General features: G+C 55.8%; 21 protein-coding genes and 1 pseudogene. 12 read left to right on the plus strand and 10 right to left on the minus strand.

The window, feature by feature from the left end:
* Positions 1-23 precede the first annotated feature (23 nt).
* Positions 24-1,088 carry a lactonase family protein gene (locus Q8X48_RS13675; RefSeq protein WP_407801593.1) on the plus strand — a complete coding sequence of 355 codons (1,065 nt, stop codon included), beginning with the start codon at positions 24-26 and terminating at the stop codon, positions 1,086-1,088.
* On the plus strand, positions 1,085-2,125 hold the full coding sequence (locus Q8X48_RS13680; RefSeq protein ID WP_407801592.1) for an AbrB family transcriptional regulator: 1,041 nt from the start codon (positions 1,085-1,087) through the stop codon (positions 2,123-2,125). The genes Q8X48_RS13675 and Q8X48_RS13680 overlap by 4 nt, the downstream gene beginning before the upstream one ends.
* A gap of 37 nt (positions 2,126-2,162) precedes the next feature.
* Here the strand turns inward: Q8X48_RS13680 and Q8X48_RS13685 are convergent, their stop codons facing one another.
* Positions 2,163-2,903, minus strand: a complete 741-nt coding sequence (locus Q8X48_RS13685) for an ABC transporter substrate-binding protein (RefSeq protein WP_407801591.1) — start codon at positions 2,901-2,903, stop codon at positions 2,163-2,165.
* A gap of 214 nt (positions 2,904-3,117) precedes the next feature.
* On the opposite strand from Q8X48_RS13685, the gene acnA reads away from it, so the two are divergent.
* Entirely contained in the window at positions 3,118-5,802 is a 2,685-nt protein-coding gene (gene acnA / locus Q8X48_RS13690; protein WP_407801590.1) for an aconitate hydratase AcnA, read from the plus strand.
* Between the two features lie 214 nt (positions 5,803-6,016).
* Here acnA and Q8X48_RS13695 read toward each other — a convergent pair whose 3' ends face one another.
* Complete coding sequence (locus Q8X48_RS13695) at positions 6,017-6,463, minus strand: GFA family protein (protein ID WP_007979412.1); 447 nt, start codon at positions 6,461-6,463, stop codon at positions 6,017-6,019.
* Positions 6,464-6,567: 104 nt separating this feature from the next.
* On the opposite strand from Q8X48_RS13695, the gene Q8X48_RS13700 reads away from it, so the two are divergent.
* Complete coding sequence (locus Q8X48_RS13700; protein WP_407801589.1) at positions 6,568-7,485, plus strand: LysR family transcriptional regulator; 918 nt, start codon at positions 6,568-6,570, stop codon at positions 7,483-7,485.
* 272 nt (positions 7,486-7,757) lie between these two features.
* On the opposite strand, the gene otnC is transcribed toward Q8X48_RS13700, so the two are convergent.
* From otnC to Q8X48_RS13720, 4 genes and pseudogenes are all read right to left on the minus strand, one after another.
* Positions 7,758-8,396 carry a 3-oxo-tetronate 4-phosphate decarboxylase gene (gene otnC / locus Q8X48_RS13705; RefSeq protein WP_407801588.1) on the minus strand — a complete coding sequence of 213 codons (639 nt, stop codon included), beginning with the start codon at positions 8,394-8,396 and terminating at the stop codon, positions 7,758-7,760.
* Positions 8,393-9,358, minus strand: coding sequence for a GntR family transcriptional regulator (locus Q8X48_RS13710; protein ID WP_218481894.1), 966 nt, complete (start codon positions 9,356-9,358; stop codon positions 8,393-8,395). The genes otnC and Q8X48_RS13710 overlap by 4 nt, the downstream gene beginning before the upstream one ends.
* A gap of 144 nt (positions 9,359-9,502) precedes the next feature.
* Positions 9,503-10,555, minus strand: coding sequence for a methyl-accepting chemotaxis protein (locus tag Q8X48_RS13715; RefSeq protein WP_407802769.1), 1,053 nt, complete (start codon positions 10,553-10,555; stop codon positions 9,503-9,505).
* Between the two features lie 36 nt (positions 10,556-10,591).
* Positions 10,592-11,281 (minus strand): annotated as a pseudogene (locus Q8X48_RS13720) (MCP four helix bundle domain-containing protein); the annotation flags it as partial.
* A gap of 159 nt (positions 11,282-11,440) precedes the next feature.
* Here Q8X48_RS13720 and pyk point away from each other — a divergent pair.
* From pyk to Q8X48_RS13755, 7 genes are all read left to right on the plus strand, one after another.
* The gene (pyk, locus tag Q8X48_RS13725) at positions 11,441-12,889 is read left to right on the plus strand and encodes a pyruvate kinase (RefSeq protein WP_407801586.1); all 1,449 of its coding nucleotides are present in this window, start codon (positions 11,441-11,443) and stop codon (positions 12,887-12,889) included.
* Between the two features lie 14 nt (positions 12,890-12,903).
* Positions 12,904-13,074, plus strand: coding sequence for a hypothetical protein (locus Q8X48_RS13730; protein ID WP_407801585.1), 171 nt, complete (start codon positions 12,904-12,906; stop codon positions 13,072-13,074).
* Complete coding sequence (gene eno, locus Q8X48_RS13735) at positions 13,067-14,368, plus strand: phosphopyruvate hydratase (protein WP_407801584.1); 1,302 nt, start codon at positions 13,067-13,069, stop codon at positions 14,366-14,368. The genes Q8X48_RS13730 and eno overlap by 8 nt, the downstream gene beginning before the upstream one ends.
* A gap of 3 nt (positions 14,369-14,371) precedes the next feature.
* Complete coding sequence (gene tpiA, locus Q8X48_RS13740; protein WP_407801583.1) at positions 14,372-15,169, plus strand: triose-phosphate isomerase; 798 nt, start codon at positions 14,372-14,374, stop codon at positions 15,167-15,169.
* Between the two features lie 80 nt (positions 15,170-15,249).
* Positions 15,250-16,875 (plus strand): NADP-dependent glyceraldehyde-3-phosphate dehydrogenase, encoded by a 1,626-nt coding sequence (locus Q8X48_RS13745; protein WP_407801582.1) that lies wholly within the window; start codon positions 15,250-15,252, stop codon positions 16,873-16,875.
* Positions 16,876-16,883: 8 nt separating this feature from the next.
* Positions 16,884-18,407: a 2,3-bisphosphoglycerate-independent phosphoglycerate mutase gene (gene gpmI / locus Q8X48_RS13750; protein WP_407801581.1), complete on the plus strand. Its 1,524-nt coding sequence runs from the start codon at positions 16,884-16,886 to the stop codon at positions 18,405-18,407.
* Positions 18,408-18,565: 158 nt separating this feature from the next.
* Positions 18,566-19,282 (plus strand): TerC family protein, encoded by a 717-nt coding sequence (locus Q8X48_RS13755; RefSeq protein WP_407801580.1) that lies wholly within the window; start codon positions 18,566-18,568, stop codon positions 19,280-19,282.
* 82 nt (positions 19,283-19,364) lie between these two features.
* Here Q8X48_RS13755 and Q8X48_RS13760 read toward each other — a convergent pair whose 3' ends face one another.
* From Q8X48_RS13760 to Q8X48_RS13770, 3 genes are read right to left on the minus strand one after another with little or no spacing between them, the layout of a single operon-like run.
* A complete protein-coding gene (locus tag Q8X48_RS13760; RefSeq protein ID WP_407801579.1) occupies positions 19,365-19,850 on the minus strand; it encodes a MaoC family dehydratase in 486 nt (161 codons plus the stop codon).
* Positions 19,851-19,864: 14 nt separating this feature from the next.
* Complete coding sequence (panB, locus tag Q8X48_RS13765; protein ID WP_407801578.1) at positions 19,865-20,707, minus strand: 3-methyl-2-oxobutanoate hydroxymethyltransferase; 843 nt, start codon at positions 20,705-20,707, stop codon at positions 19,865-19,867.
* 25 nt (positions 20,708-20,732) lie between these two features.
* Positions 20,733-21,350 carry a LysE family translocator gene (locus Q8X48_RS13770; RefSeq protein WP_407801577.1) on the minus strand — a complete coding sequence of 206 codons (618 nt, stop codon included), beginning with the start codon at positions 21,348-21,350 and terminating at the stop codon, positions 20,733-20,735.
* 138 nt (positions 21,351-21,488) lie between these two features.
* Here Q8X48_RS13770 and Q8X48_RS13775 point away from each other — a divergent pair, with 138 nt between their 5' ends.
* Positions 21,489-21,941, plus strand: a complete 453-nt coding sequence (locus Q8X48_RS13775) for an Lrp/AsnC family transcriptional regulator (RefSeq protein ID WP_407801576.1) — start codon at positions 21,489-21,491, stop codon at positions 21,939-21,941.
* A 364-nt stretch (positions 21,942-22,305) separates the two neighbouring features.
* On the opposite strand, the gene Q8X48_RS13780 is transcribed toward Q8X48_RS13775, so the two are convergent.
* Positions 22,306-23,226: a universal stress protein gene (locus Q8X48_RS13780; RefSeq protein ID WP_407801575.1), complete on the minus strand. Its 921-nt coding sequence runs from the start codon at positions 23,224-23,226 to the stop codon at positions 22,306-22,308.
* Between the last annotated feature and the right edge of the window lie 264 nt (positions 23,227-23,490).

Here is a 23,490-nt window from a genome sequence, read left to right on the forward strand (position 1 = left end):
TGTTCGCCTTTTGAGATGACTTCATGTTCATTTACGTAGGCTGTCGTACCACTCGTGAAAGGAATGCCCGTGGCAACGGGATCAACGTCTACAGCGTCGACTCAAAGACTGGGCGCCTGTCTCATGTGCAACTGGTTGATGGATTGGTAAACCCATCATTTCTTGCGATCAGTAAACAGGAGGATTTCCTGTACTGCGTCCATGGTGATACGGATCAGGCCAGCGCATTTAGCATCGGCACCAATGGCACGCTGCGCTATCTCAATAGCCAAAGCACCCATGGCCACAATCCCGCACATTTGGCGATTTCACCGGACGGCACCTTCCTGGTGGTGAGCAACCATTACAGTGGTTCTGTTGTTGTCTTACCGATTCTCGATTCGGGAGAGCTCGGCGAGCTCTGCGATCAAGTGATGACGCAAGGGCCTATCGGACCCCATCGAATTGAACAAAAAGGCCCGAAACCGCATTTCAATCCATTCGACCCCAGTGGAAAGCTAGTGGTCGTGCCGGATAAAGGTCTCGATCGGATCTTCACTTATCGATTCGACTCGCAATCGGGCAAGTTGCTGCCGACAGCTTGTCCATCGGTTGCTACTCGCAAAGGTGCAGGACCACGGCATGTGGCGTTTCATCCGGGATTGCCCGTTGTCTACTCGGTCAATGAGCTCGATTCGACTGTCGCAACCTATCGCTTCAACAGCGAAAGTGGTGAGCTTCAGCCGCAGCAGGTGCTCTCTGCGCTGCCGGATTCTTTCACCGGCGACAGCACGGCTGCAGAGATCGAAGTCGATAAGGCCGGGCGCTTCCTCTACGCCTCCAACCGGGGAAGCGACAGCATTGCGCGCTTCAGCATTGATCCCCAATCGGGCTGGCTGACATTCGAATCAGCGACGCCAACGCAAGGCCTCACTCCTCGATTTTTCGCTTTGTCGCCCGACGGCAGATGCATGTATGTGGCCAACGAGGACAGCGACACGATCGTGGTTTTCAGTGTTGACCCAACGACTGGCAGCTTGACCCCAACGGGTGAGGTGATTGAGACAGGGAGTCCAGTGTGCATGGTCTTTGGTGGCGCCAACGTATGAGAGCGTTTTTCACCTCAATGGGATTGTGGTGGGCGACACCGCTGGTTGGAGTGACCGGCGCACTGATTGCCAGTTACCTGAACTGGCCTTTGCCCTGGATCATTGGATCGATGTTGGCGGTTATTCTGGTGCGTTGCCTCGGCTGGCGGGTAGGGGAGATCCCCAATGGTCGATTGACCGGGCAATGGATGATTGCGACATCCATCGGCCTGCATTTCACACCCGCGGTGCTGGAGCAGATCCTGGGGCATTTCGCGATGATGCTGTTCGCGGCATTTCTGACCTTGTTGCTTGCCTTGCTCGGCATAGAGTTCATGCGGCGTCGAGGCATGGATCTGACGACTGCCTTTTTCGCCTTCATGCCTGCGAACTTTGCAGAGATGATTCAATCGGGGATCAGGCATAAGGCCAACGTCAGTCAGATCGCTGCAGCTCACAGTGTACGGCTCGTGCTGATTGTTCTTTGTGTTCCGCCCGCGATGTTTTTCACCTCGAAAATCTCTCCATCGGTGGCTCATGCCCGATTGCCCAGTGATTGGTATTGGCTGCTGCCATTGTTGCTCGGCGGAGCGCTGACGGCGATTATCTGGAAACGGTACAAGTTGCCGAACCCTTGGATGTTCGGCCCGATGGCGCTGTGTGCGCTATTCACTGCCAGCTTCAATCTGCAGACGGCATTACCCGTTGAGCTGAGCCATTACGGTCAGCTCATGATCGGTTGTGCGCTCGGAGGCTACTTTGATCGCCAGTTCTTCAAGGCCTCACCGACATTCCTGATCAAGGTTTCGGTGTTCACCTTGAGCATGATTGTATGCACCTTGTTGCTGGCACTTGGGATCGGATATCTGCTGGGCTTTCCTTTGATGACGCTGGCACTGGGCATGATGCCGGGCAGCAGTACGGAAATGTACCTGACGGCCGAAGCCTTGAACCTGGGCGTTGGCATCGTTACGGCAATGCAGATCATGCGTTTGATAGTGGTGATGCTCTGCGCTGAGCCGGTGCATAAAATCTGGTTGAAACGCCTTCGCCGCTGAGCAGGCAAGTGCGTTTCAACCCCTCATCGCAGCGGCCTCAATTGACTTGAAGCGGGGCAACCGTGACGTCACTTTGGCCGCTTGCGGCAAGTGCCTTGCTAACGAAGCCGTTGGCTTTCTGTTCTTCCAGGAATGCTCTGACGTACGCCGCACCCGCGGCGCATCGCACTGGAACGCCCATTGCCTGGCGAATTGATGTGAAGTAGCCGTCCAGTACGCGCAATTCCTTGTTGGCCTCGGCGACCTTGAGCAGCGGTTGACGCACACCCGCCGCCGCATCCAGGTTCTCATCGAGAAACAGGTCCACAGCTCCGGCAGAGGTTGGTGCGCGAACCAGGGTTGCGTGCTGTTGAGTCCGGCTCAGGTACAGGTCATAAGCTGCACCCTTACCCACGGCGATCCGCACGCCGGGCTGATCCAGATCTTCCATCTTGCGGAATGGAGAGCTGTCCTTGACCAGATAGGTACCTTCGATAATCACGTAAGGTTCACTGAAGGCGACTTGAGCTTCACGCACAGGTTCGATGGCCAGGAATGCAATGTTCCATTGATTTTGCGCCAAAGCCTCGAACACCTTACCTGCAGCATCGTAGGTGATGAACTCGACAGGGACGCCCAAGTGCTTGCCCAGTTCCACCGCCAGGCTGACGGATACTCCTTGAGGCTGCCCCGTGTCGGCATTGCGCTGTGCAAGCACCGGGTTGCCGAAGTTGATGGCAGCTTTGAGCACACCAGTCGGGGCAAGCTCTTCAAGGACTTTTACGGTAGGGGCGAGCATAAATGGTCTCCATGGAAATTGTCGTCGGCCCTGAGAGTAGGGAAGTGGGCAAGACCTGACAATTTCAGACTCATCAAGGCTGCGTTCTCCGTGGGCGAACGATGACTTGCTCATTGTTCAATTTTCCCCGGCTCGGCCTTTGGTTACGCTGGGTTCAACTGAACGACCGTATAGAGTCGTTTGCGTACGCACTTAACCGGTAAACGATAAGCCCATGATTTCAACCATCGACGCACGTCATCAAAGTCATCTTCAAGTGGGCGACACCCGTTACGCCTACGTGGATCTGCACAAGATACTCACCCCGGACGAGCTCATTGGCTTGCCCTATTCAATCCGTATTCTGCTGGAGAATGTGGCGCGGTGCTCACCAGCGTCGCTGGACAACTTCATCGCATGCATACGCCAAGGGGCGCCGGCCTGCGAAGTGCCGTTTTATCCTAACCGACTGATGTTCCACGACACGACCTGCCTGCCGGCGCTTGCTGACTTTGCCGGTATGCGCGACATGGTGGCGGAAATGGGTGGCGCACCGGAAACCATGAACCCGATGATTCCTGCGGTGCTGGTCATTGACCATTCGGTGATCGTCGAGCGCTACGCCGAAGCGGACGCGGTGGAGAAGAACCTGGACATCGACTATCGCCGCAACTCCGAACGCTACGAATTCATCAAATGGGCACAAAAGAGCCTGACGAATTTCAAGGTGGTTCCGCCCGGTACTGGCATCATTCACCAAGTTAATATGGAGTCGCTGGCGACCGTGGTTTGGGAAAGCCAGACCGCCGATGGCCAGCCACTGCTGCATCCTGACGATATCGTAGCAACCGACAGCCACACGCCGATGATCAACGCCATCGGCGTTCTTGGCTGGGGTGTGGGTGGGCTGGAGGGACAGGCTGCCATGCTCGGTGAGCCGGTGCCGATCAGTTTTCCTGAAGTCGTCGGCATTCGTTTGAGCAATGAACTGCGGCCCGGTGTGACAGCAACCGATCTGGCATTGCGCATCACGCAAATATTGCGTGCGAAGCGCGTAGTGGGCAAGTTCGTTGAGTTCTGCGGCCCTGGCTTGTCGAAGCTCAGTTGGGCGGCGCGAGGCACGCTGTCGAACATGGCCCCTGAGTATGGCGCCACGGTAGTGTTCTTCCCGTTCGACGACAGCACGATGGAATACATGCACCTGACCGGCCGCAGCGAAGACACTATTGCGCGTATTGAAACTTACCTCGAAGCACAGGGCCTGTGGCGTCACGACTCACTGCCCGAACCGCATTTCGATGACCTGATCGAGCTGGATCTTGCGGCCATCGAGCCAAGTGTTGCCGGGCCTCATCAGCCGCATCAGTGGCGCAAACTGGCTGACGCCTCGCCATCCTTTCGTCAGGAAATTCTGGGTGAGCGGGAGGGCGTGATCGCTCGTTCCTCGGACGCTGAAGCGGAATACTTCGAGCCTACGTTTGGCCAGGCCCTGACCCATGGCGCCATCTCCCTGGCGGCAATTACCAGTTGCACCAACACTGCAAACCCGAGCCAGATGATCCAGGCGGGATTGCTGGCCCGTAACGCTCAGCGTCGCGGTTTGCGTAGTAAACCCTGGGTCAAGACATCTCTGTCGCCCGGCTCGCGCGTAGTCGCGGACTACCTGGAAAAGGCCGATCTGCTGAGCGACTTCTCGGCCCTGGGGTTCGACCTCGCCGGGTTTGGCTGCATGACCTGCATCGGTAACTCCGGCAGTCTCGAAGAACACATGGAGCGCTTTTCGGACCAGGGCCTCAAAACCGTGGTGGTGCTGTCGGGTAATCGCAATTTCGAGGGGCGGGTCAATCCTCGCGTACAGGTCGGCTATCTGGCCTCGCCGGCGCTGGTCGTAGCTTATGCGTTGGCGGGCACCATCAATATGGATATCCAGACTGAGCCGTTAGGACAGGATGCGGCAGGCAACGATGTGTACCTGCATGAACTGATGCCCAGTGAAGAGCAGATTCAGGCACTGGTCAGCCAGACCGTTCGCCCGGATTTGTTCCGCCAGCGTAACGCGATGCTGTGGGATGGCACTCATCACTGGCAGGCACTGTCAGCGAGTGGCAGCGTGCAGTTTCCTTGGGCGTCGAATTCGACTTACCTGCGCCGCCCTATTTACCTGCAAAACGTCAAGCCAGAGGCTTCCCCCAAGTTGTCGATCCATGGTGCGAGAACATTGATGGTGCTGGGCGACAACGTCACCACTGACCACATCTCTCCGGCCAGTGCGATTCCACTCGAAAGCCAGGCGGGCCAGTGGTTGATCGAGCGTGGCGAAAACCCGAACGATCTCAATCAATACTCGACCCGCCGCAGCAATCACGAAGTGATGATGCGCGGTGCATTCGTGAATCGAGCAGTGAAGAATCGGCTATTGGAGCAACAGCCGGGAGAGGGTGGTTTTGCAACGGCTTTTGACGGTTCGATCCAGCGCGTTTACGACGCAGCTCTGAGCTACGTTGCCAAGGACGTGCCGCTGGTGATCTTCGCCGGGTTCAACTATGGAGCGGGCTCCAGTCGTGACTGGGCAGCCAAGGCGCAAGCCACCTTGGGGGTCAAGGCTGTCGTCGCGCAGAGTTTTGAGCGTATCCATCGTAGCAATCTGATCGGCATGGGCATCTTGCCCATTACCTTCGCGGCAGGAGTCGACGCGACGAACTTGCAGTTAAAAGGGGATGAGACGCTGGACTTCAACGGTCTGGAGACAATGCAGGTGGGGGCAAACCCGCTGTGCCTGGTGATCAATCGCGCGGACGGAAGTCAGACCTCGCTGCCGTTGATTCTGCAGCTGGATTCGCAACAGGAAATTCTCTACTTGAAGGAGGGCGGTATCCTGCCGTATGTCGTGCGCAAGGTCGTTTCGCAGGTGAATACTTAACTGAGGGGGATGCTTTGAAGGGCATGGCGAGATGCCGCGTTCGTAGATGCCTGGTAACGGTTTGGCCGGCATGCGCGCAACGGTTCAGGTACCCGTTGCGCAGACTGTGCTAAGGCCAGGGCTGTTGTAGCGCCAAAACGGTTGTTTTATTGCTATTGCGCACAGCCGTCGAAACAAATTTCCAGGTCGAATCAGTCAGTTTTTAAGGTGTGGCTCAAACCTGAAGCCGCCCTTCGCTGATGGCAACTGCAAAGTCTTCGGGGGTTGGGCTTTCCGGCCACTGCGCAACACCCTCTGGCAGCGAAATCCAGGGCTGTTTACGCTTGACCCAGATGTGTGCCAAGGGTGCCAAACGGTCCGCGCCGTGGAGTACGCCAGCCCGCAGCACACGCATGCCTGGGGCCGCGTCGGTCTCATTGAACAGCCGGGTGAAACACGTACCGCAGGCGTACTGCGTCGATGTATGTCCTTCTGTTGTATGGGTGTATGCAAGTGTGCTTCCCGAGATCTCAATCGCCTGAGCTGGACAGAGCATATGTAATGCGAAGGCACTGCCACTCCAGCGTTGGCAGTTCAGGCAGTGGCATGCGTACAACGGTGCAGATTCAATCTGCAGTTGAAGTTGGACTTGTCCGCATCGGCATTGTCCGGTGAAACCCATGGTGTCGCTCCTTATACTGCTGCGCTACGAATGAGAGGTGCATCATCCATGTTCCTCGAACCCGGCAGAAGACAATAAACGGAGCAACCGTTGGTAAGAAATAGATGAGTGGCCTTGAATGGGAAAGCCAGCGAGTATTCCTGGCAGTATTGCGCAGTGGCAGCCTGTCAGGCGCCTCCAGATTGCTGGGAATTGCGCAGGCAACGGCTCGCCGACGTCTGGAAAGCCTTGAAGCTGGTCTGGGGGTGAAGCTGTTCACCCGAACCTGCGCAGGTCTAGTGCCTACTGCATCGGCACGTGGGCTTGTTCACCATGTCGAATCAATGGCGATGGCTGCCGAGGCGTTCAATCGCATGGCCAGCGCTGAAACGGACGTATCGTGCGGCACTGTCAGGCTCACCAGCAGCGCCTTTTTGGGTGTTGAGGTACTTCCTGGATTGATTCGCGAGTTTCATTACCAGCATTCAGCATTGAAGCTCGAAATCAGTATCAACGATTTGCTGGAAGACATCTCCCGACAGGAGTCAGACATCGCCGTACGACTCGTGCGCCCGAGAGAAACCGGAGTGGTCGTGCGACGCACAGGTGCTTTGCGAGTCGGCTTGTACGCAAGTGCCCAGTGCCTTGAACGCTATGGCGAGCCTGCAAGTCTCGATGCCGTGCGTCGCGCGCCACTGATTGGCCCCGACCGACGCACCGCCGACCTGCGTCGGCTGGTCGAGATAGGACTGTGCGAGGCAGACCAGCCTTTCTCTATCGCTACCGATAATCACCTTGCTCAACTCGCTGCGCTGAGAAATGGCCTAGGGTTTGGCTTGTGTCCAGCCACCGTTGCGGCTAACTATGGTCTGATTCGGATTCTGCCTGACAGCTTCGGCTTCGACGTTGATGTTTGGATTGCCATGCACAATGACCTGCGTAAAGTCGGGCGCATTGCCAAAACTTTTGAAGCCTTGGGTGAGGCTCTGAATCGTTACTTGGACGACAGTGGTCGGTCGTACCAAGCCAAGAGCGCCCCTTAATGACCGTCAGATATTGGCCGTCCGCTGACTATCGCGACCGGTTGAGTCCGCAGCTAACGCCTAAGCCGAAAGGGGCAAAAAATGGCCGGAACAGGCGCTCAGTATCGATAAAACGGCCGCATGAGCAACGTTGAAGGGAGAGTGTGTCAACGATGTTAGAGTACGCTCGCCTCGCTAACCACTTCTGTGGCGAGCTGAATGGGCATTGTGATTAACAAGGCGAGTGACAACGCGTTATTCAATGGACGATCTTGTGTTGCGTCTTGGAGGCATCACCACTTAACAGAAAACACCCGACGCAGATCTTCAATTGCTTCCTCATCCAGCGGTGCAGGCTTCGGATTGCTGAACATCCAGAGCTTCGCCGTTTCCTCAAGCTCTTCCAGTGCAAAGCTGGCTTTCGATACCGAGCTTTCCCAAACCACTGGGCCTAGCCGTTCCAGCATGACGCCACGCACATCGTTGGCCAATTGCGCAACTTGTGCCGCCACGTCAGGAGAACCGGGGCGCTGATAGGCGATCAATGGGATGTGGCCGACTTTCATGATTTGGTAAGGCGTCAGTGGAGGAAGGATGTCGTCTTTGTTCCAGACTCCGGCGAGCGTCAGAGCCACGAGCGAAGTCGAATGTGTGTGCACTACACCATTCACTTCCGGGTTGCGGTCGTATACCTGACGATGCAGCTCCAGGGTTTTCGACGGCTTGTTGCCGGATACCCAGGTGCCGTCCTTGCTGACTTTCGCGATTTCTTCCGGCTTCAATCTTCCCAGGCAGGCGTCGGTGGGGGTGATCAACCAGCCATCTTCCAGGCGTGCACTGATATTGCCTGCGCTACCCACGGTATAACCACGTTCGTACAGGCTTTTGCCGACGGTGCAGATTTCTTCACGCAATTGTTCTTCGGTGCTCAACTTGTACTCTCCTCGAGAAGTGATGTGAGGCCAGTGCCGATGCCTGAAAGTGAAAGGTTGGCTTCGGCGGATTCGGGTCTTAATTTCAGAATCGGCGATTTGTGAGCGAAGGATCCACTCAGGTGCTGTTTCATGAGATGCGCGGCTTCAAGGTTGTTGCCTTGCTCCACCAGTTCGATCATCCGGATGTGTTCGGCGCACTGTTTGAAAAGGCGCTTGCGGTCGATCATCGAGCGATATTCGATTAATCGCCGCATGTTGTTCATCTGGACCAGGATCATGTGATAAAGCGGGTTGCCGGAGAGCTTGATTAGCTCTTCGTGGAAGCGAATACCATTTTTGAGCAGCACATCAGCCGGCAGGTTATCAATGCCGCCGTTGAGCATGTCCTGCTGCTCTTTTTTCAAGCGCTGGAGCTTGCTCAGGTCGTGATGGTAGGTCGATTCCAGCAGCGCTGCCGGTTCGATCAACGAGCGCACCTTGTAGATCTGTTCGAGAGTTTCCGGTGTCTTCGCCACGTCCAGGAAGCGCCAGCCATAACCCGGTTTTGGCTCGGCCCAACCGACTTTTGCCGCCCGGTTGAGAATGTCTATGACCTGGGCCTTTGTCAGGTTGTAGCGAGTGCGCAGAAACTGCTCTGTCACTTCGTTGGGGATTGCATTGTTCAGCCAGTCTTCCGAGAGTCGGTAGTATTCGTCCGGCTCTTCAAGCGGAAGTACCTCATCGTGGATTTGCGACGGATCCTGCACGAGCTCCAGCACAAAGAACCCACGATTTGGCAGTTGCTCGAGAATGTTTTGCTCGGAGAGCAGCACCAGCGCTTCGCGTGCAGGGGAGCGGGAGACGTTGAACTCGTCGGCGACTTTTTGTGCGCTCAGATGAGCACCCAGGGGCAGCTTGCCTGTCTGGATTTTCTGCCGGATTTCAGCGGCGATGCGTAGTACGAGGGCACTTGAGGCCATATTTTGATCACTTACGAATAGAGTGGCGACGATCACTTTCCGCAGTAGTGGCGAGTGAGAGCGAATGAAGCATGGCTTGATTCGAACAGGTTTCGTCGCCGTTGACTACTTTTTAACGTGGCATTATGCAAAAAATTGCACTGATTAAATCTTGAAGTGACCCACCATGCTGTTGAGTTCGACAGCCAAATGGCCGAGGGATATCGAAGCGTCAGTGGTTTGTTGTGAGCCCGTAGCCGACTGAACGGATAGATCACGGATATTGAGCAAGTTGCGGTCAACGGAACGTGCAACGTGCGCTTGTTCTTCGGTGGCCGTCGTGATCATTAGATTGCGTTGATTGATGTCGTCATTGGCGGCGACGATTTCTGCCAGCGCGCTTTGAGTGGATTGGGCCAAAGACAGTGTGAGGCGGGTGTTCTCGCTGCTGTTGAGCATGGTCGAAACGGCAGTATCAGTTCCGCTCTGGATGCCACTTATCATCTCTTCGATTTCCCGGGTCGACTGTGCAGTGCGGTGGGCGAGGGCGCGTACCTCATCTGCAACGACTGCAAAACCTCTTCCCGCATCGCCTGCTCGAGCCGCTTCAATGGCGGCGTTGAGTGCCAACAGGTTGGTCTGTTCTGCGATCGTGCGAATGACGTCCAGTACCTTGCCAATGCGCTGCGCCTGTTCGGCCAGGCTTTCGATCTGCTCCGAGCTGAGTTGCACATCTCGGGTTAGCGTCTCTATGGCGCCCAACGTTTCGACCATGCGTTGCTGCCCTTTCAGGGCAATGTCCCGTGAAGCCACGGACAGCTCGGACGTGGACAGTGCATTACGGGCGACTTCTTCGATTGCGGCGGTCATTTCGGTCACCGCGGTGGCTGCCTGCTCAATCTCGGCGTGTTGCTGTTGAATATCCTGACTGGAAGCTTCCGTGACCGTGTTCAGTTGCGCGGTGGCGCTGGTCAATTGCCGGGATGAGCCTGAGATCTTTCCCAGGGTCTTTATCAGATTGCTTTGCATGGTCGCCAAGGACTCGAGCAGACGAGTAGCTTCATCGTTGCCCGTTGGTTGAATGGGCTGGCTCAGATCACCTTCGGCAATTGTTTTCGCGGCTTTAACGGCCACATTCAAAGGAGCTGTGATGCTGCGAGTCAGTAGCCATGCCACCAGAACTGTCCCGATACCAACCAGGATGATGACCAATGCCACGCCTTGGACGGCGCGTTGATAGGCATCGATCGACTCGTTACCTGCCAGCTCTGCGCCTTGGTTTGAACGGTCGATGAGGTCTTCGAAGTTTTGCGTCATCTGATCGTAGGAATCCCTGATCGCCATCAGAAATTCCCTGGCGCCCGTTTTTTCACCCTTGCGAGAAAGCTTTAGCAATTCGAGGTGATTTTTTGCATACACGTCAAGGCTGGCATTGAACGCGCTCAACCTGCCCTTATCGTCCTCGTTCGTGAGCAACTGGGCGTAGATCTGCATTTGCTCGCGAACCTGACGCAACCGCCCGGCGGTTTTGTCCTCGTAAGACTGCATGTCTTTTTCGCTGACCGAAAGAATGTGCTGCATCGATCCCATCCGATAGCGGTTCAGTGCGGCATTCGCCGCCCCCAGAGCACGTACCCGTTGAAGCCAATTGTCTTTTATCTGGGTCGATTGGACCTGCACTTCATCGATCTGACGTAGCGCGAAGACCCCTAGCGCAATGCTCAGCGCGGCAATGATGACGAACCCGAGAACCATTCGACTGGCGATGGAGAGGCGTCTTGGCAGCATGATCAATATCCCTTCGGCAGAGTAGTGCGATCCGGGTCGTGGCCGGATGCGTGTATTTGTGCTGACTAAAATAGCATTGCATTTTGGTGTGTCAATGTGCCAAGATTTTTTAAGCGTTTTTCGATGGCGCTTACCTGGGTGCTGGGCGTTTAGCATGAAAATACTGAGGTAAAAAGCTATTTTTCGGCCCCTGGCAGTCTTAGCAGTCGATTGGATTGCTTTGCGCTGATTGATTATTTGCACGCAAATAATCACAAGCGCATCCAGATTTCCTTTGCGTTCAATAATAAAACCCTGTTTGAGGAAGTATCTGTCATGCAGCGCAGAACCAAGATCGTGGCCACGTTGGGGCCAGCAACAGAATCATTCGAAGCCCTCGAGGGATTGGTGAAAGCGGGCGTTGATGTCGTGCGCCTGAACTTCTCCCATGGGAAGGCTGAAGATCACATTGCTCGTGCCCGGATGGTGCGTGAGCTGGCTGCCAAACATGGTCGTTTCGTGGCAGTACTGGCCGATCTGCAAGGTCCTAAAATTCGCATCGCACGGTTTGCGCAAGGAAAAGTCGTTCTCGAGAAGGGGCAGCAATTCATTCTCGACGCAGCGCTGGACAAAAATGCCGGAGACAATCAGCGAGTCGGAATCGACTACGAGGCCTTGATCACAGACAGCCGCCCAGACGACATTCTGTTACTCGATGACGGGCGAATCGAGTTGAAGGTTCTGAAAGTCGAAGCGACTCAATTGATCTGCGAAGTCCTGATAAGCGGGCCGCTGTCCAACAACAAGGGGATCAATCGCAAAGGCGGTGGACTGTCGGCATCGGCGCTGACCGAAAAAGATTTCGCCGATATCAAGACAGCTGCACACATGCAGGTGGACTACCTGGCTGTTTCGTTTCCACGCGACGCCTCGGATATGCACCTGGCTCGTCGCCTGATGCAGGAGGCGGGAGGGCAGGCCGGCCTGATTGCCAAGATTGAACGCGCAGAAACCGTCAATGACCTGCGAATTCTCGATGAGATCATCGAAGCATCTGAAGGCGTGATGGTGGCCCGGGGTGACCTGGGGGTGGAAATTGGTGACGCGGAACTGGTCGCCGTTCAAAAGCTGATTATCGAACGTGCCCGCACGCTGAATCGTGTGGTGATCACTGCCACTCAGATGATGGAGTCGATGATCACGCAGTCAATGCCGACTCGTGCAGAAGTGTTCGACGTTGCCAACGCAGTGCTTGATGGCACCGACGCCGTGATGCTCTCCGCCGAAACCGCGGCGGGTGCCTATCCCATCGAAACGATCGAGGCCATGCACCGGATCATCATCGGCGCAGAAAAGCATCCTCAGTCCCATCGTTCCAAACATCGCGTCGACCAGGTGTTCCACAAGATCGACGAGTCCATCGCGATGTCCGCCATGTACGCGGCCAACCATCTGCACGGTGTCAAAGCCATCATCTGCATGACGGAAAGCGGCGATACGCCTCGCTTGATGTCGCGCATTCGCTCGCACCTCCCGATCTTTGCGTTCTCTCGCAATCTGGCCACTCAGAATCGCGTCACGTTGTTCCGTGGTGTCGCGACCATTCCGTTCGACAGTGACGACTTCGCTCCTGAAATGGTGAATGAGAAAGCGGTTGAAGAGTTGACCCGACGCGGTGTGGTGAAGGCCGGTGATCACGTTCTGATTACCAAAGGCGATTACGCCAACGCCCAAGGTGGGACCAATTCCCTTCGAGTCGTGTGCGTTGGCGAAGCCATTCGCTGAGTGAGGATGCTCTGATGAGTGAAACCCGTTCAACTGATCACGAAGCCGCGGATAACCACGATTTTGAGTCGTGGCCACGCGATTTCGATTTTCGAGCGCAGTACGCAGAACAGCAGGAGCTGCTGACGCCGCAAGGCGAAGAGGTAACGGCAGTGAACCATTCGAAGGGGACAAATCATGCTTAACAAGAACAGCCGTATCCAACACATCCTTGCCCGTGAAATTCTGGACTCGCGAGGCAACCCCACCGTCGAAGCGGTTGTGACCCTCGCGTGTGGCGTCAGTGCAACGGCCAGCGTTCCCTCCGGTGCGTCCACGGGTTCCCGTGAAGCGCTCGAGCTGAGAGACAATGCATCGCGTTACATGGGCAAAGGCGTGATGCGCGCGGTCGAGAATGTGAACAACCCGATTCGTGAATGCCTGATCGGACTGGATGCCCTGAATCAGCGCGAAATCGACAATGCGATGATTGCCCTGGATGGTACCGAGAGCAAGAGCATTCTGGGGGCCAATGCGATCCTCGCGGTGTCCCTGGCCACCGCCAAGGCTGCGGCTGCGGTCAAGGGTGTTCCGCTGTACGAACACTTGGCTGCGCTGTATGGCTCACCGGGCAAATTCAGCATGCCCGTTCCGATGATGAACATCATCAACGGCGGCGAGCACGCCGATAACAACATCGATATTCAAGAATTCATGATCCAGCCAGTCGGAGCCTCGTCGTTTCGCGAAGGCCTGCGCATGGGCGCCGAGGTGTTCCACTCCTTGAAGAAGGTTTTGTCGGAACGCGGCCTGAGCACCGCGGTGGGGGATGAGGGTGGGTTTGCTCCTTCACTTGCCTCCAATGAAGAAGCATTGATTGTTATCAAGGAAGCCGTAAGTCGAGCGGGTTATGAGCTGGGCAAGGACATCACGCTGGCGCTGGATTGTGCTGCCTCCGAATTTTACGAGGACGGCAATTATGTACTCGCCGGCGAAGACCAGTCATTCAATTCGGCTGGTTTCGCCGATTACCTGGCGATGCTTTGCGACAAGTACCCGATCATTTCCATCGAAGACGGGATGGATGAAAGCGATTGGGATGGCTGGGCGGGACTGACTCAGAAGCTCGGCCACGTGCAACTGGTGGGCGACGACTTGTTTGTGACCAACACCAAAATTCTGCGCGAAGGCATTCAGAAAGGGATCGGTAATTCGATCCTGATCAAGTTCAACCAGATCGGCACACTCAGCGAGACGCTGGACGCCATCCGCATGGCGCAAGATGCCGGTTACACAGCAGTTATTTCCCATCGTTCGGGTGAGACCGAGGACACCACCATTGCCGACCTCGCCGTTGCCACTTGCGCGGGGCAGATTAAGACAGGCTCTCTGAGCCGCTCGGATCGTGTGGGTAAATACAACCGATTGTTGCGTATAGAAGAGGCCTTGCAAGAGCGAGCGCCTTACAACACGGCCGCGCTTCTGAACAGGAAAGCCTGAATCATGCAGACCTCTTCTCACAAAAAGAAACTGGTTATCGGCAATTGGAAAATGAACGGCAGTAGCGTGGCCAATGCATCGTTGCTGCGCAGCTTACTTCCGGTGATTTCACGCTTTGAAAGCGTTGAAACGGCAATTTGCCCACCGTTTCCCTACCTGACGACCGTAGCCGATCTGCTGGATGATTCTGATGTTTCGCTGGGAGCCCAGAATCTCAGCACCCATCTGTCAGGCGCACATACCGGAGAAGTCAGTGCTTCGATGCTCCAGGACATCGGCTGCCGCTATGTGCTCGTGGGGCATTCGGAGCGCCGTGCGCTTTATGCAGAAGATGATGAGCTTGTGGCAAAGAAGTTTGCTACCGCGCTTCGTGCCGGACTCATCCCGGTTTTGTGTGTTGGTGAAACACTTGCTCAACGTCAGGGGGGTGAAACAGAGGCAGTCGTCACCCAACAATTGAGTGCAGTACTGAAGGCAGTGGGCATTCAGGACCTGGTCAAGAGTGTGATTGCCTATGAACCTGTATGGGCCATTGGTACTGGCGAAACCGCGACGCCAGAGCAGGCTCAAGCTGTTCATCGGCACATCCGGGAATGGCTGGCTGAACAGGATCGCCCGGCCGCCACCGATTGCCGGATTCTGTACGGCGGGAGCGTGAAGGCCGAGAACGCCAAGCAATTGTTCGATCAACCGGACATCGACGGTGGCCTGATCGGCGGAGCTTCGCTGGATGCGATGTCCTTTGCTGCCATCTGCTGGGCGGCTCAAACGGCGCCGGCTGCCGAACCCATCGCGATCTGAATTCTATTTGAACGTGCAAAGCACCATGTGCCCGGTTTTTTCTCTCCCGGCACTGCACAGTGTGCACAGAGGTATGAAAAATGACGTTGAACAACCGACTTGAAACTCTCTTCCCGAGCGCGGACGAAATCCCTGCTGCGTTCCGTCCAGGACCTTCCATTGAACAGCGCGAATATCTGGTCAATGGCGAGCTGCGGTTGTGGGACGGCGCGCTCGCTCCCGTCCGCAGCCCTGTATGCCTGAAAAAGGAATCGGGTCATGAGTCCGTAATTTTGGGCAGTACCCCACTTCTGGACGCGCAAACGGCCATGACCGCACTGGATGCAGCGGTGCAGGCCTATGACCGTGGCCAAGGCGTCTGGCCAACCCTGCGTGTGGTTGAGCGTATTCGGCACGTGGAGTCTTTCCTCAGCCGCATGCGTGAACAACGTGAAGCGGTAGTGAAATTGTTGATGTGGGAGATTGGCAAGAATCTCAAAGACTCGGAGAAAGAGTTCGATCGCACCTGCGACTACATCGTTGACACGATCAATGCTCTCAAGGAACTGGATCGTCGTTCCAGCCGTTTCGAGCTCGAACAAGACACCCTGGGCCAGATCCGCCGCGTTCCGCTGGGCGTAACGCTGTGCATGGGGCCTTATAACTATCCTCTGAACGAGACGTTCACGACCTTGATCCCTGCGTTGATCATGGGCAATACCGTCGTGTTCAAACCGGCCAAATTCGGTGTACTGCTGATTCGACCTTTGCTTGAGGCATTCCGTGACAGCTTCCCGGCCGGGGTTATCAACATCATCTACGGCAGCGGCCGGGAAACCGTCAGCGCTTTAATGGCCAGCGGCAAGATCGATGTTTTTGCGTTCATCGGAACCAACAAGGCTGCCAGCGACCTGAAAAAGCTACACCCTAAGCCACACCGTCTGCGTGCCGCGCTGGGCCTGGATGCGAAAAACCCGGGCATCATCCTGCCCGATGTCGATCTGGATAACGCCGTTTCCGAGGCTGTTACCGGCTCGCTCTCGTTTAACGGGCAACGCTGCACTGCGCTGAAAATCCTGTTCGTTCATGAAAACGTCGTTGACGCTTTCCTCGACAAGTTCCAGGCGAAGTTGGCTCAGCTGAAACCGGGTATGCCGTGGGAGTCAGGTGTCGCTTTAACGCCCCTGCCAGAGCCAGGCAAGACTGACTTTCTGACCGGGCTTGTGGCCGATGCTGTCAGCAAAGGCGCCAACGTCGTCAACGCCGGCGGGGGAGAAGTCTGTGAGACGTTCTTCTACCCAGCGGTGCTGTACCCGGTGACTTCCGACATGCGTGTGTACCACGAAGAACAGTTCGGGCCGGTTGTACCTGTGGTGGTTTACCGTGATCTGGAAACAGTCATCGAATACGTCCTCGATTCCGATTTCGGCCAGCAGCTCAGTATTTTCGGCAAGGATTCCGCGCAAGTGGGTCGTTTGGTCGATGCCTTCGCCAATCAGGTGGGGCGTATCAACATCAACGCGCAATGCCAGCGCGGCCCAGACAGCTTTCCATTCAACGGTCGCAAAAACTCTGCCGAAGGGACGCTGTCCGTGCATGACGCCTTGCGCGTGTTCTCCATTCGCACGCTCGTCGCCACCAAGTTCCAGGAAAGCAACAAGGAACTGGTCAGCGACATCATTCGCAATCGCGAGTCGAGCTTCTTGACCACTGACTACATCTTCTAGGGGGCACGATGACTACGCGCTCTTTGATTATTCTTGATGGTGTCGGTATTCGGCAGGCTACTGAATCGAATGCTTTCGCCGCAGCGAGAAAGCCGACGTTTGATGCGTTGCTCAAGCGTTTCGCCCACAGCGAAATCGAAACGTCAGGTCTTGCTGTTGGACTGCCAGAAGGTCAGATGGGGAACTCCGAGGTTGGCCACATGAACCTCGGTGCGGGGCGGGTGGTGTACCAGAGCCTGACCCGAATTGATAAAGCACTCGCGGACGGAGAGTTCTCACACAACCCGGCACTACAGTTGTTGCTCCAAGGGGTAAAGAGTCGCGATGGTGCCGTGCACGTGATGGGCCTCCTTTCTCCGGGCGGCGTGCATAGTCATATCGATCAGATTATCGCGGCTTGTGGTTGCCTGGTTGAGCAGGGTGTCGAGAAAGTTTATGTGCATGGCTTTCTCGATGGCCGAGACACGCCGCCCAAGAGCGCTTTAGCCTCGCTTGAGGCTTTGGAAAACGCGTTTGCGAGACTGGGCGCCGGACGCATTGTTTCGCTGGTCGGTCGCTACTATGCAATGGATCGCGACAACCGCTGGGGTCGCGTGGAATCGGCCTACCGATTGATTGTCGGCGGCGAAGCCGAACATCAGGCTGAAACGGCGTCCGTAGCGTTGTCTGCCGCTTACGAACGTGGGGAGTCGGACGAATTCGTCAAGCCAACCACGATTGGGCAGTCCGTCAGTGTCGGTGCGGATGACGCCATGATCTTCATGAACTTTCGCCCCGATCGGGCGCGGGAGTTGACCCAGGCGTTGATCCAACCGGATTTCACGACCTTCGAGCGGCCGTTTGTGGTGGCCAAGGATCGCTTGCTCACATTGACGCAGTATTCCGAAGAGCTGAGTTGTCTGTGTGCATTCCCTCCCGAAGCTATTCACAACAGCTTGGGGGAACACTTGGCCAGACTTGGGAAAACGCAATTGCGCATTGCCGAAACCGAGAAGTACGCCCACGTGACGTTCTTTTTCAACGGCGGTAGAGAGCAGCCTTTTGAGGGTGAGGAGCGAATCCTGATTCCGTCGCCTGACGTTGCTTCCTACGATCTGCAGCCTGAGATGAGCGCCCCCCTGTTGACTGACGAACTGGTCAACGCGATCGCTGGCGGCAGATTCGATCTGATCGTTTGCAACTATGCCAACGGCGATATGGTAGGTCATACCGGCTCCTTCGATGCTGCCGTCAAGGCGGTCGAGGTGCTCGATGAATGCCTGCGTCGCGTAGTTGAAGCAACCCTCGCAGCTGGTGGTGAATGTTTGATTACCGCCGACCACGGCAACGTTGAGCAAATGCTCGATGCGACGTCTGGCCAGGCCCACACGGCGCATACCTTGAATCCGGTGCCGCTGATTCTGGTCAGTGAGCAACCAGGGCGACACGGTCTGAAGAATGGCCGGTTGTGCGATATCGCTCCAACCCTGTTGCAGATGCTGAGTTTGCCGATTCCGTCTGAGATGGATGGCAACTCGCTTCTCACCGTCTGATTGGCTGACAGGTGCCATCAGTGCATCGCCGCACCGACGATTGGTTTGGTCGCCCCCGTCGAGGCGATGTGGCTTACCACGACTCGCTCATTTGAGCATGCGGGCATCACCGATTTTGGTGATGCCTTTTTTTCTGGGCAATCGAGAGTTTTGACGTTATGGAATGGTTTCTCAATCCGGAAATCTGGATCGCGTTTTTTACCCTGACAGTGTTGGAAATCGTTTTGGGTATCGACAACATCATCATGATTTCGATTTTGGTCAGCCGCATGCCCAAAGCCATGCAGCCCAAAACCCGCTTCTTCGGTTTGGCACTGGCCATGGTTACGCGCATTCTTCTGCTGCTGTCCATCACGTGGATCATGCAACTGACTGCCGATCTGTTTAATGTCTTCGATCAAGGGATTTCGGGGCGTGACCTGATTCTGTTCTTCGGAGGATTGTTCTTGCTGTGGAAAAGCAGCAGCGAAATCTTCCAGGAACTGGAAGGTGGCGAGGAGGGGGAGTCAGAGTTTGGTAAAAAAGGTGCGGGCTTTCTGAGCACCATCATTCAGATTGCGATCATCGATATCGTCTTCTCGCTGGACTCGGTGATCACAGCTGTCGGAATGGTTTCTCATGTACCGGTGATGGTTGCCGCTATCGTCGTGGCTGTACTGATCATGATGCTTGCAGCCGGGGCGATCAGTGCGTTCATTGACAAGCATCCGAGCCTGAAAATGCTGGCCCTGGCATTCCTGATTGTCGTGGGCGTCGTGCTGATTGCCGATGCAATGGGGATGCACGTACCGAAGGGCTACGTCTATTTTGCAATGGCGTTCTCGCTAGCGGTCGAGGCATTGAACATTCGCTTCAGGACGCTGAAGGCTGCGTGAGTCCGTCGCAGACGGGGCAAGGACGCCCCGCTGCGGCAATTTTTTTTCAGATACAGACAGGACAGTCGCCAACGCGTGGCCATCACCTCGACGAAGAGGTTGCACCGTTGGTAGGGTCGCCTTCAGAAAGCATCTGTTTCATGCGTTCACGTTCATCGACGCCGGGCAGTACCCCCGTGGTTGTTGCCTTCAGCACGATGACACCCTGTGCGTTGGAAGCACTGATTTCGGCTTTTGCGTGACCGCGCTCATCGATGTTCACAATAAGCCAGTGACAGCTGATCTGTTCTCCTGGGTAAACCGGTCGTTTGAACTCAAAACTCATTCCTTTGGCCAGCCAACCAATTTGTCCGCCGATTTCGGTAACGAGGCTGGCGGTCAGTAGGCCGTGTGCTACAGGTGCCTTGAACCCGCGAATCGATGCGTAACGCGCGTCGCAGTGAACAGGATTGTAGTCCCGAGAGATCTGCGCGAATCGGCGGACATCCTCTTCCGAAAAACAACGATCGATGGTGAAGCGGTCTCCGACCTGAAGACCCTCGGCAGCACGTTCTCTGAGGCTTTTCATAGCGGATCCTTGGGCTAGAAAGTGTGCTCGGGGCCGGGAAAAGTGCCAGCACCTACATCCAGTGCAAAATCCCTCGCTGCGTTGTGAAGAGCCGAGCGAAGATCGGCGTATTGCTTGACGAAACGCGGCATGCGACCGGTGCGCAGTCCGGCCATGTCCTGCCAGACGAGGACTTGGGCATCGCATTGGTTTCCCGCGCCGATACCAACAGTTGGAATCGAAACCGCTTCGGTAATCGCTCGACCCACATCGCCCGGCACCATCTCGATCAAAATCGCAAACGCGCCTGCGGCTTCAAACGCTTTGGCACTGTCGATCAAGCGCTGTGCATCTTCGCCCCGGCCCTGGACACGAAAGCCGCCCAATTGATGTTCGAACTGTGGCGTGAAGCCGATGTGGGCCATGACCGGTATGCCTGAACTTGTCAGTTTCTCGACCTGGGGCAGCATCTCGATGCCACCTTCCAGTTTGACTGCGTGGGCACCGGCTTCTTTCATGAAGCGCACGGCGGTATGGAAACATTGCTCGGCCGAGGCCTGATAAGAACCGAAAGGCAGATCGGCAATCACCAGGGCTCGCTGAGTGGAGCGACTGACCGCCCGAACCAGCGGAATCAGTTCATCAACGGTTACCGATAGCGTGGACTCATTGCCGTAGACGTTGTTGGAGGCAGAGTCGCCCACCAGAAGAACCGGTATACCCGCTTCTTCAAAAATGGCAGCGCTATACATATCGTATGCAGTGAGCATCGCCCATTTCCGACCTTCCATTTTCATTTGTTTCAGATGCGGTATGCGTACTCGGGTCGCCACTTGCGCGTGAGGTGCGTTGCCGTATGGTGCGGGCTGATCGCTCATGAACATTGCCTCGATGAAAAAAGGATTAATCCAGTATCTGCTCGGCGAGCAGAATGACTGCGATGATGATCATTGCCGCGCCAGAGAAGCGGCTGACGAACCGAGCCGCTGCGGGGCGTGTATGCAAAACGGCCTGAGAACCGAAGCCGACCAAAAGATAGATCACCCCGCAACTGATCGTGTGGATCAGGCCAAGTGCAATCATCTGTAGCGGCACGGGCCAGGGGGCGGAGGCGTGGGCAAATTGCGGTAGTAACGCCAGGAACAACAGAAACACTTTCGGGTTGAGCCCGCTCACGCACAGCCCCTTGATCGCCCAGCGTGTCCAGGAGTTCGAAGCCTGAATATCATCGGCGTGTGGTGTCGAGGGGCGGGCAAGCATGTTGAGACCCAGCCAAAGCAGATAGGCCGCTCCGGCAATCGTTAGCACCGTCAAGGCCAAAGGGTGGTTGGCTACCAGCGTGCCGACGCCCGCGGCCACTACGATGGTTGCAATCAGGTGGCCGGACAGAAGTCCGCCCACGGCAGGTATGACCACCCTCCCTTTCAAACCTGCGGATATGGCGTAGGCCCAGTCTGCGCCTGGGGTTATGACGAATAGAATCGACACCGCCCAGAAGGCAATGAACACACTGAGGCTCATGGGGCCACCCACTTGTTTTGCTGATAACTCATCGTCCTGCTCCGGAAGAAATGGATGCGAGGAAGAATAGTGAAAAGTTGTTAGAATTTATTTTCAAAGATGTTCGGCATATAGCCTGGAGACGGGAGATTCTTCCAAATGGACAGGATTGATCGAAAGATTCTTTCTGAATTGCAAAAGGACGGGCGGCTCTCGGTCACCGAGCTGGCCGAGCGCGTCGGATTGAGCCTTTCCCCTTGCCATCGACGAGTGCGAGCGCTGGAGGAGTCGGGTGTTTTACTCGGCTATAGAGCGCAGTTGGACCCAGGCGCATTGGGCCTCAATTTTTCCGCTATGGTGTTTGCAACGCTCCGCGAGGGCGACAGGCAAGCTGTCGAGGCCTTCGAGACGGCACTCATCGGCATTCCCCAAATAGTCGATGCTCAACGGCTGTTTGGGGAGCCAGATTACCTGCTTCACGTCATTGCCCAGGACTTGCCAGCTTTTCAAAGACTCTACGATGAGAGTCTTTCGACATTGCCCAATGTGCAGCGTTTGACGTCGACACTCGTTATGAAGCGGGTCGTGCAGGATCGACCTCTGCCTCTGTAATGCGAATATTGGCACGAAACCTGTCAACGGCGCTGAGTTCTGCACCCAAAGGAACTGGCTGATAGCGCACTTGCAGCGAGGGTTGGCTCAACGCAGTCTTTATTTTATCGACGATGTCCAGGCACAGATCGATTGCATAACCGCTGGCCTTGTCTTGCTGTGGGTACTGAAAGGGGCGAAGTCAGGTACATCCCCCAAAACGACGGAGTGACTGTTTCGTACCCGCTCAAGGGTATCGGCCCCAGCAATAACAGGCACGAAAGTCAACAGGCATATAAGTAGCAGATTGGTGGCGTTGGTAAGTCGAGCGTTCATTCCTCATTCTCCCGTCAAGAATTTCTTTGCTACTCGCTTCATCCTTCGTTCAGATTTTTTCCGGAGAAACCACCCACACGCTGCAGGGCAACTTGTACAGCAGATGTTCCACCGTACTGCCAACCAGCCGCTCCATGCCGCGATGACCAATGCGTCCCATGACAATCACATCGATGTCATAAGTCTGCGCGTAGCTGGAAAGCACCTTGACCGGATTGCCCATGATCATGTGCTGGTGCTCCGGCGGGATACCGTTGCGCTCAGAAAGTTCGCGAAACGCATCAGCCTGCGCCTCGAACAGCGACTTGGCTTTTCCCGAGGAGAAAAACGCCGATCCATTGCTGAAACCGAATTCGTCCGCACTGATGCTGGAAAGGTCATGGGCGTAGATCACGTCCAGTTCTGCATTACAGGTGCTCGCCAGTTTGGAGGCCTCGCGCAGAATGCTGTCGTTGAAGCCTTCGTATTGCTCATCAGAATGAAAAGGGTCAACGGCGGCGACGATCTTGCGCGGCAAAGCGTTGTGCAAATGACTGACAAAATGCAGGGGCACCGGGCATTCACGTAGCAGGTGGATATCCAATGGCGTAAACATCAGGCGTGACAGCAGCGATTCGTGTTCCAGTGCCTTGATCAATACGGCCATTGGCTGTTCTTTGAGATGAGTGAGGATTTCCTGCAAGGGCCTTTCGACCCAAACGACTTCCGTGGTGACGTGCACACCGATCTTGCGCAGGGGGCGGGCCTGGTCCTCCAGCCACTGGCGATGGCGCTCGACATAGCCCAGTCGCATCTGTTCCAGCGCCTGTCCATTGACCATTCCTGCAGTCGCCAGCCCTTCAAGATAATCGAACGCCACGATGTGCAGGGCAGCACCTGAGGCCTTGGCCAAGGCAGCGGCCCGGTCGAAGGCGGGGCTGTTTTCCATCAAAGGCGAAACGACCAGCATGAAGCGTAATTGATCGGACATGACAGATCTCCGGTAGGTAATCGCTTGCCCCGATGGCTGCGGTGTTATTGGGCAGTGAAGCCTTGAACCTAGCCTGCCACTGTTCAGAGCGCCGGGTTTGATCTTTGTCAAATCGAAGGGAAAGGATCGTATTGCCCGACGTGCGGTAATCCAGGCTTCAACCCATGACCAAATTGTTGACCATTATCAATCTTTCATCCGTCTCCCCGGCGCAGTCTTTGGGCTCTTACAGACCTTGGCTTACATAAGAAAAGGAGGATCACC

The organism is Pseudomonas sp. QLc11A (genome assembly GCF_052112305.1).
Classification (GTDB): Bacteria; Pseudomonadota; Gammaproteobacteria; order Pseudomonadales; family Pseudomonadaceae; genus Aquipseudomonas; species Aquipseudomonas laurylsulfatiphila.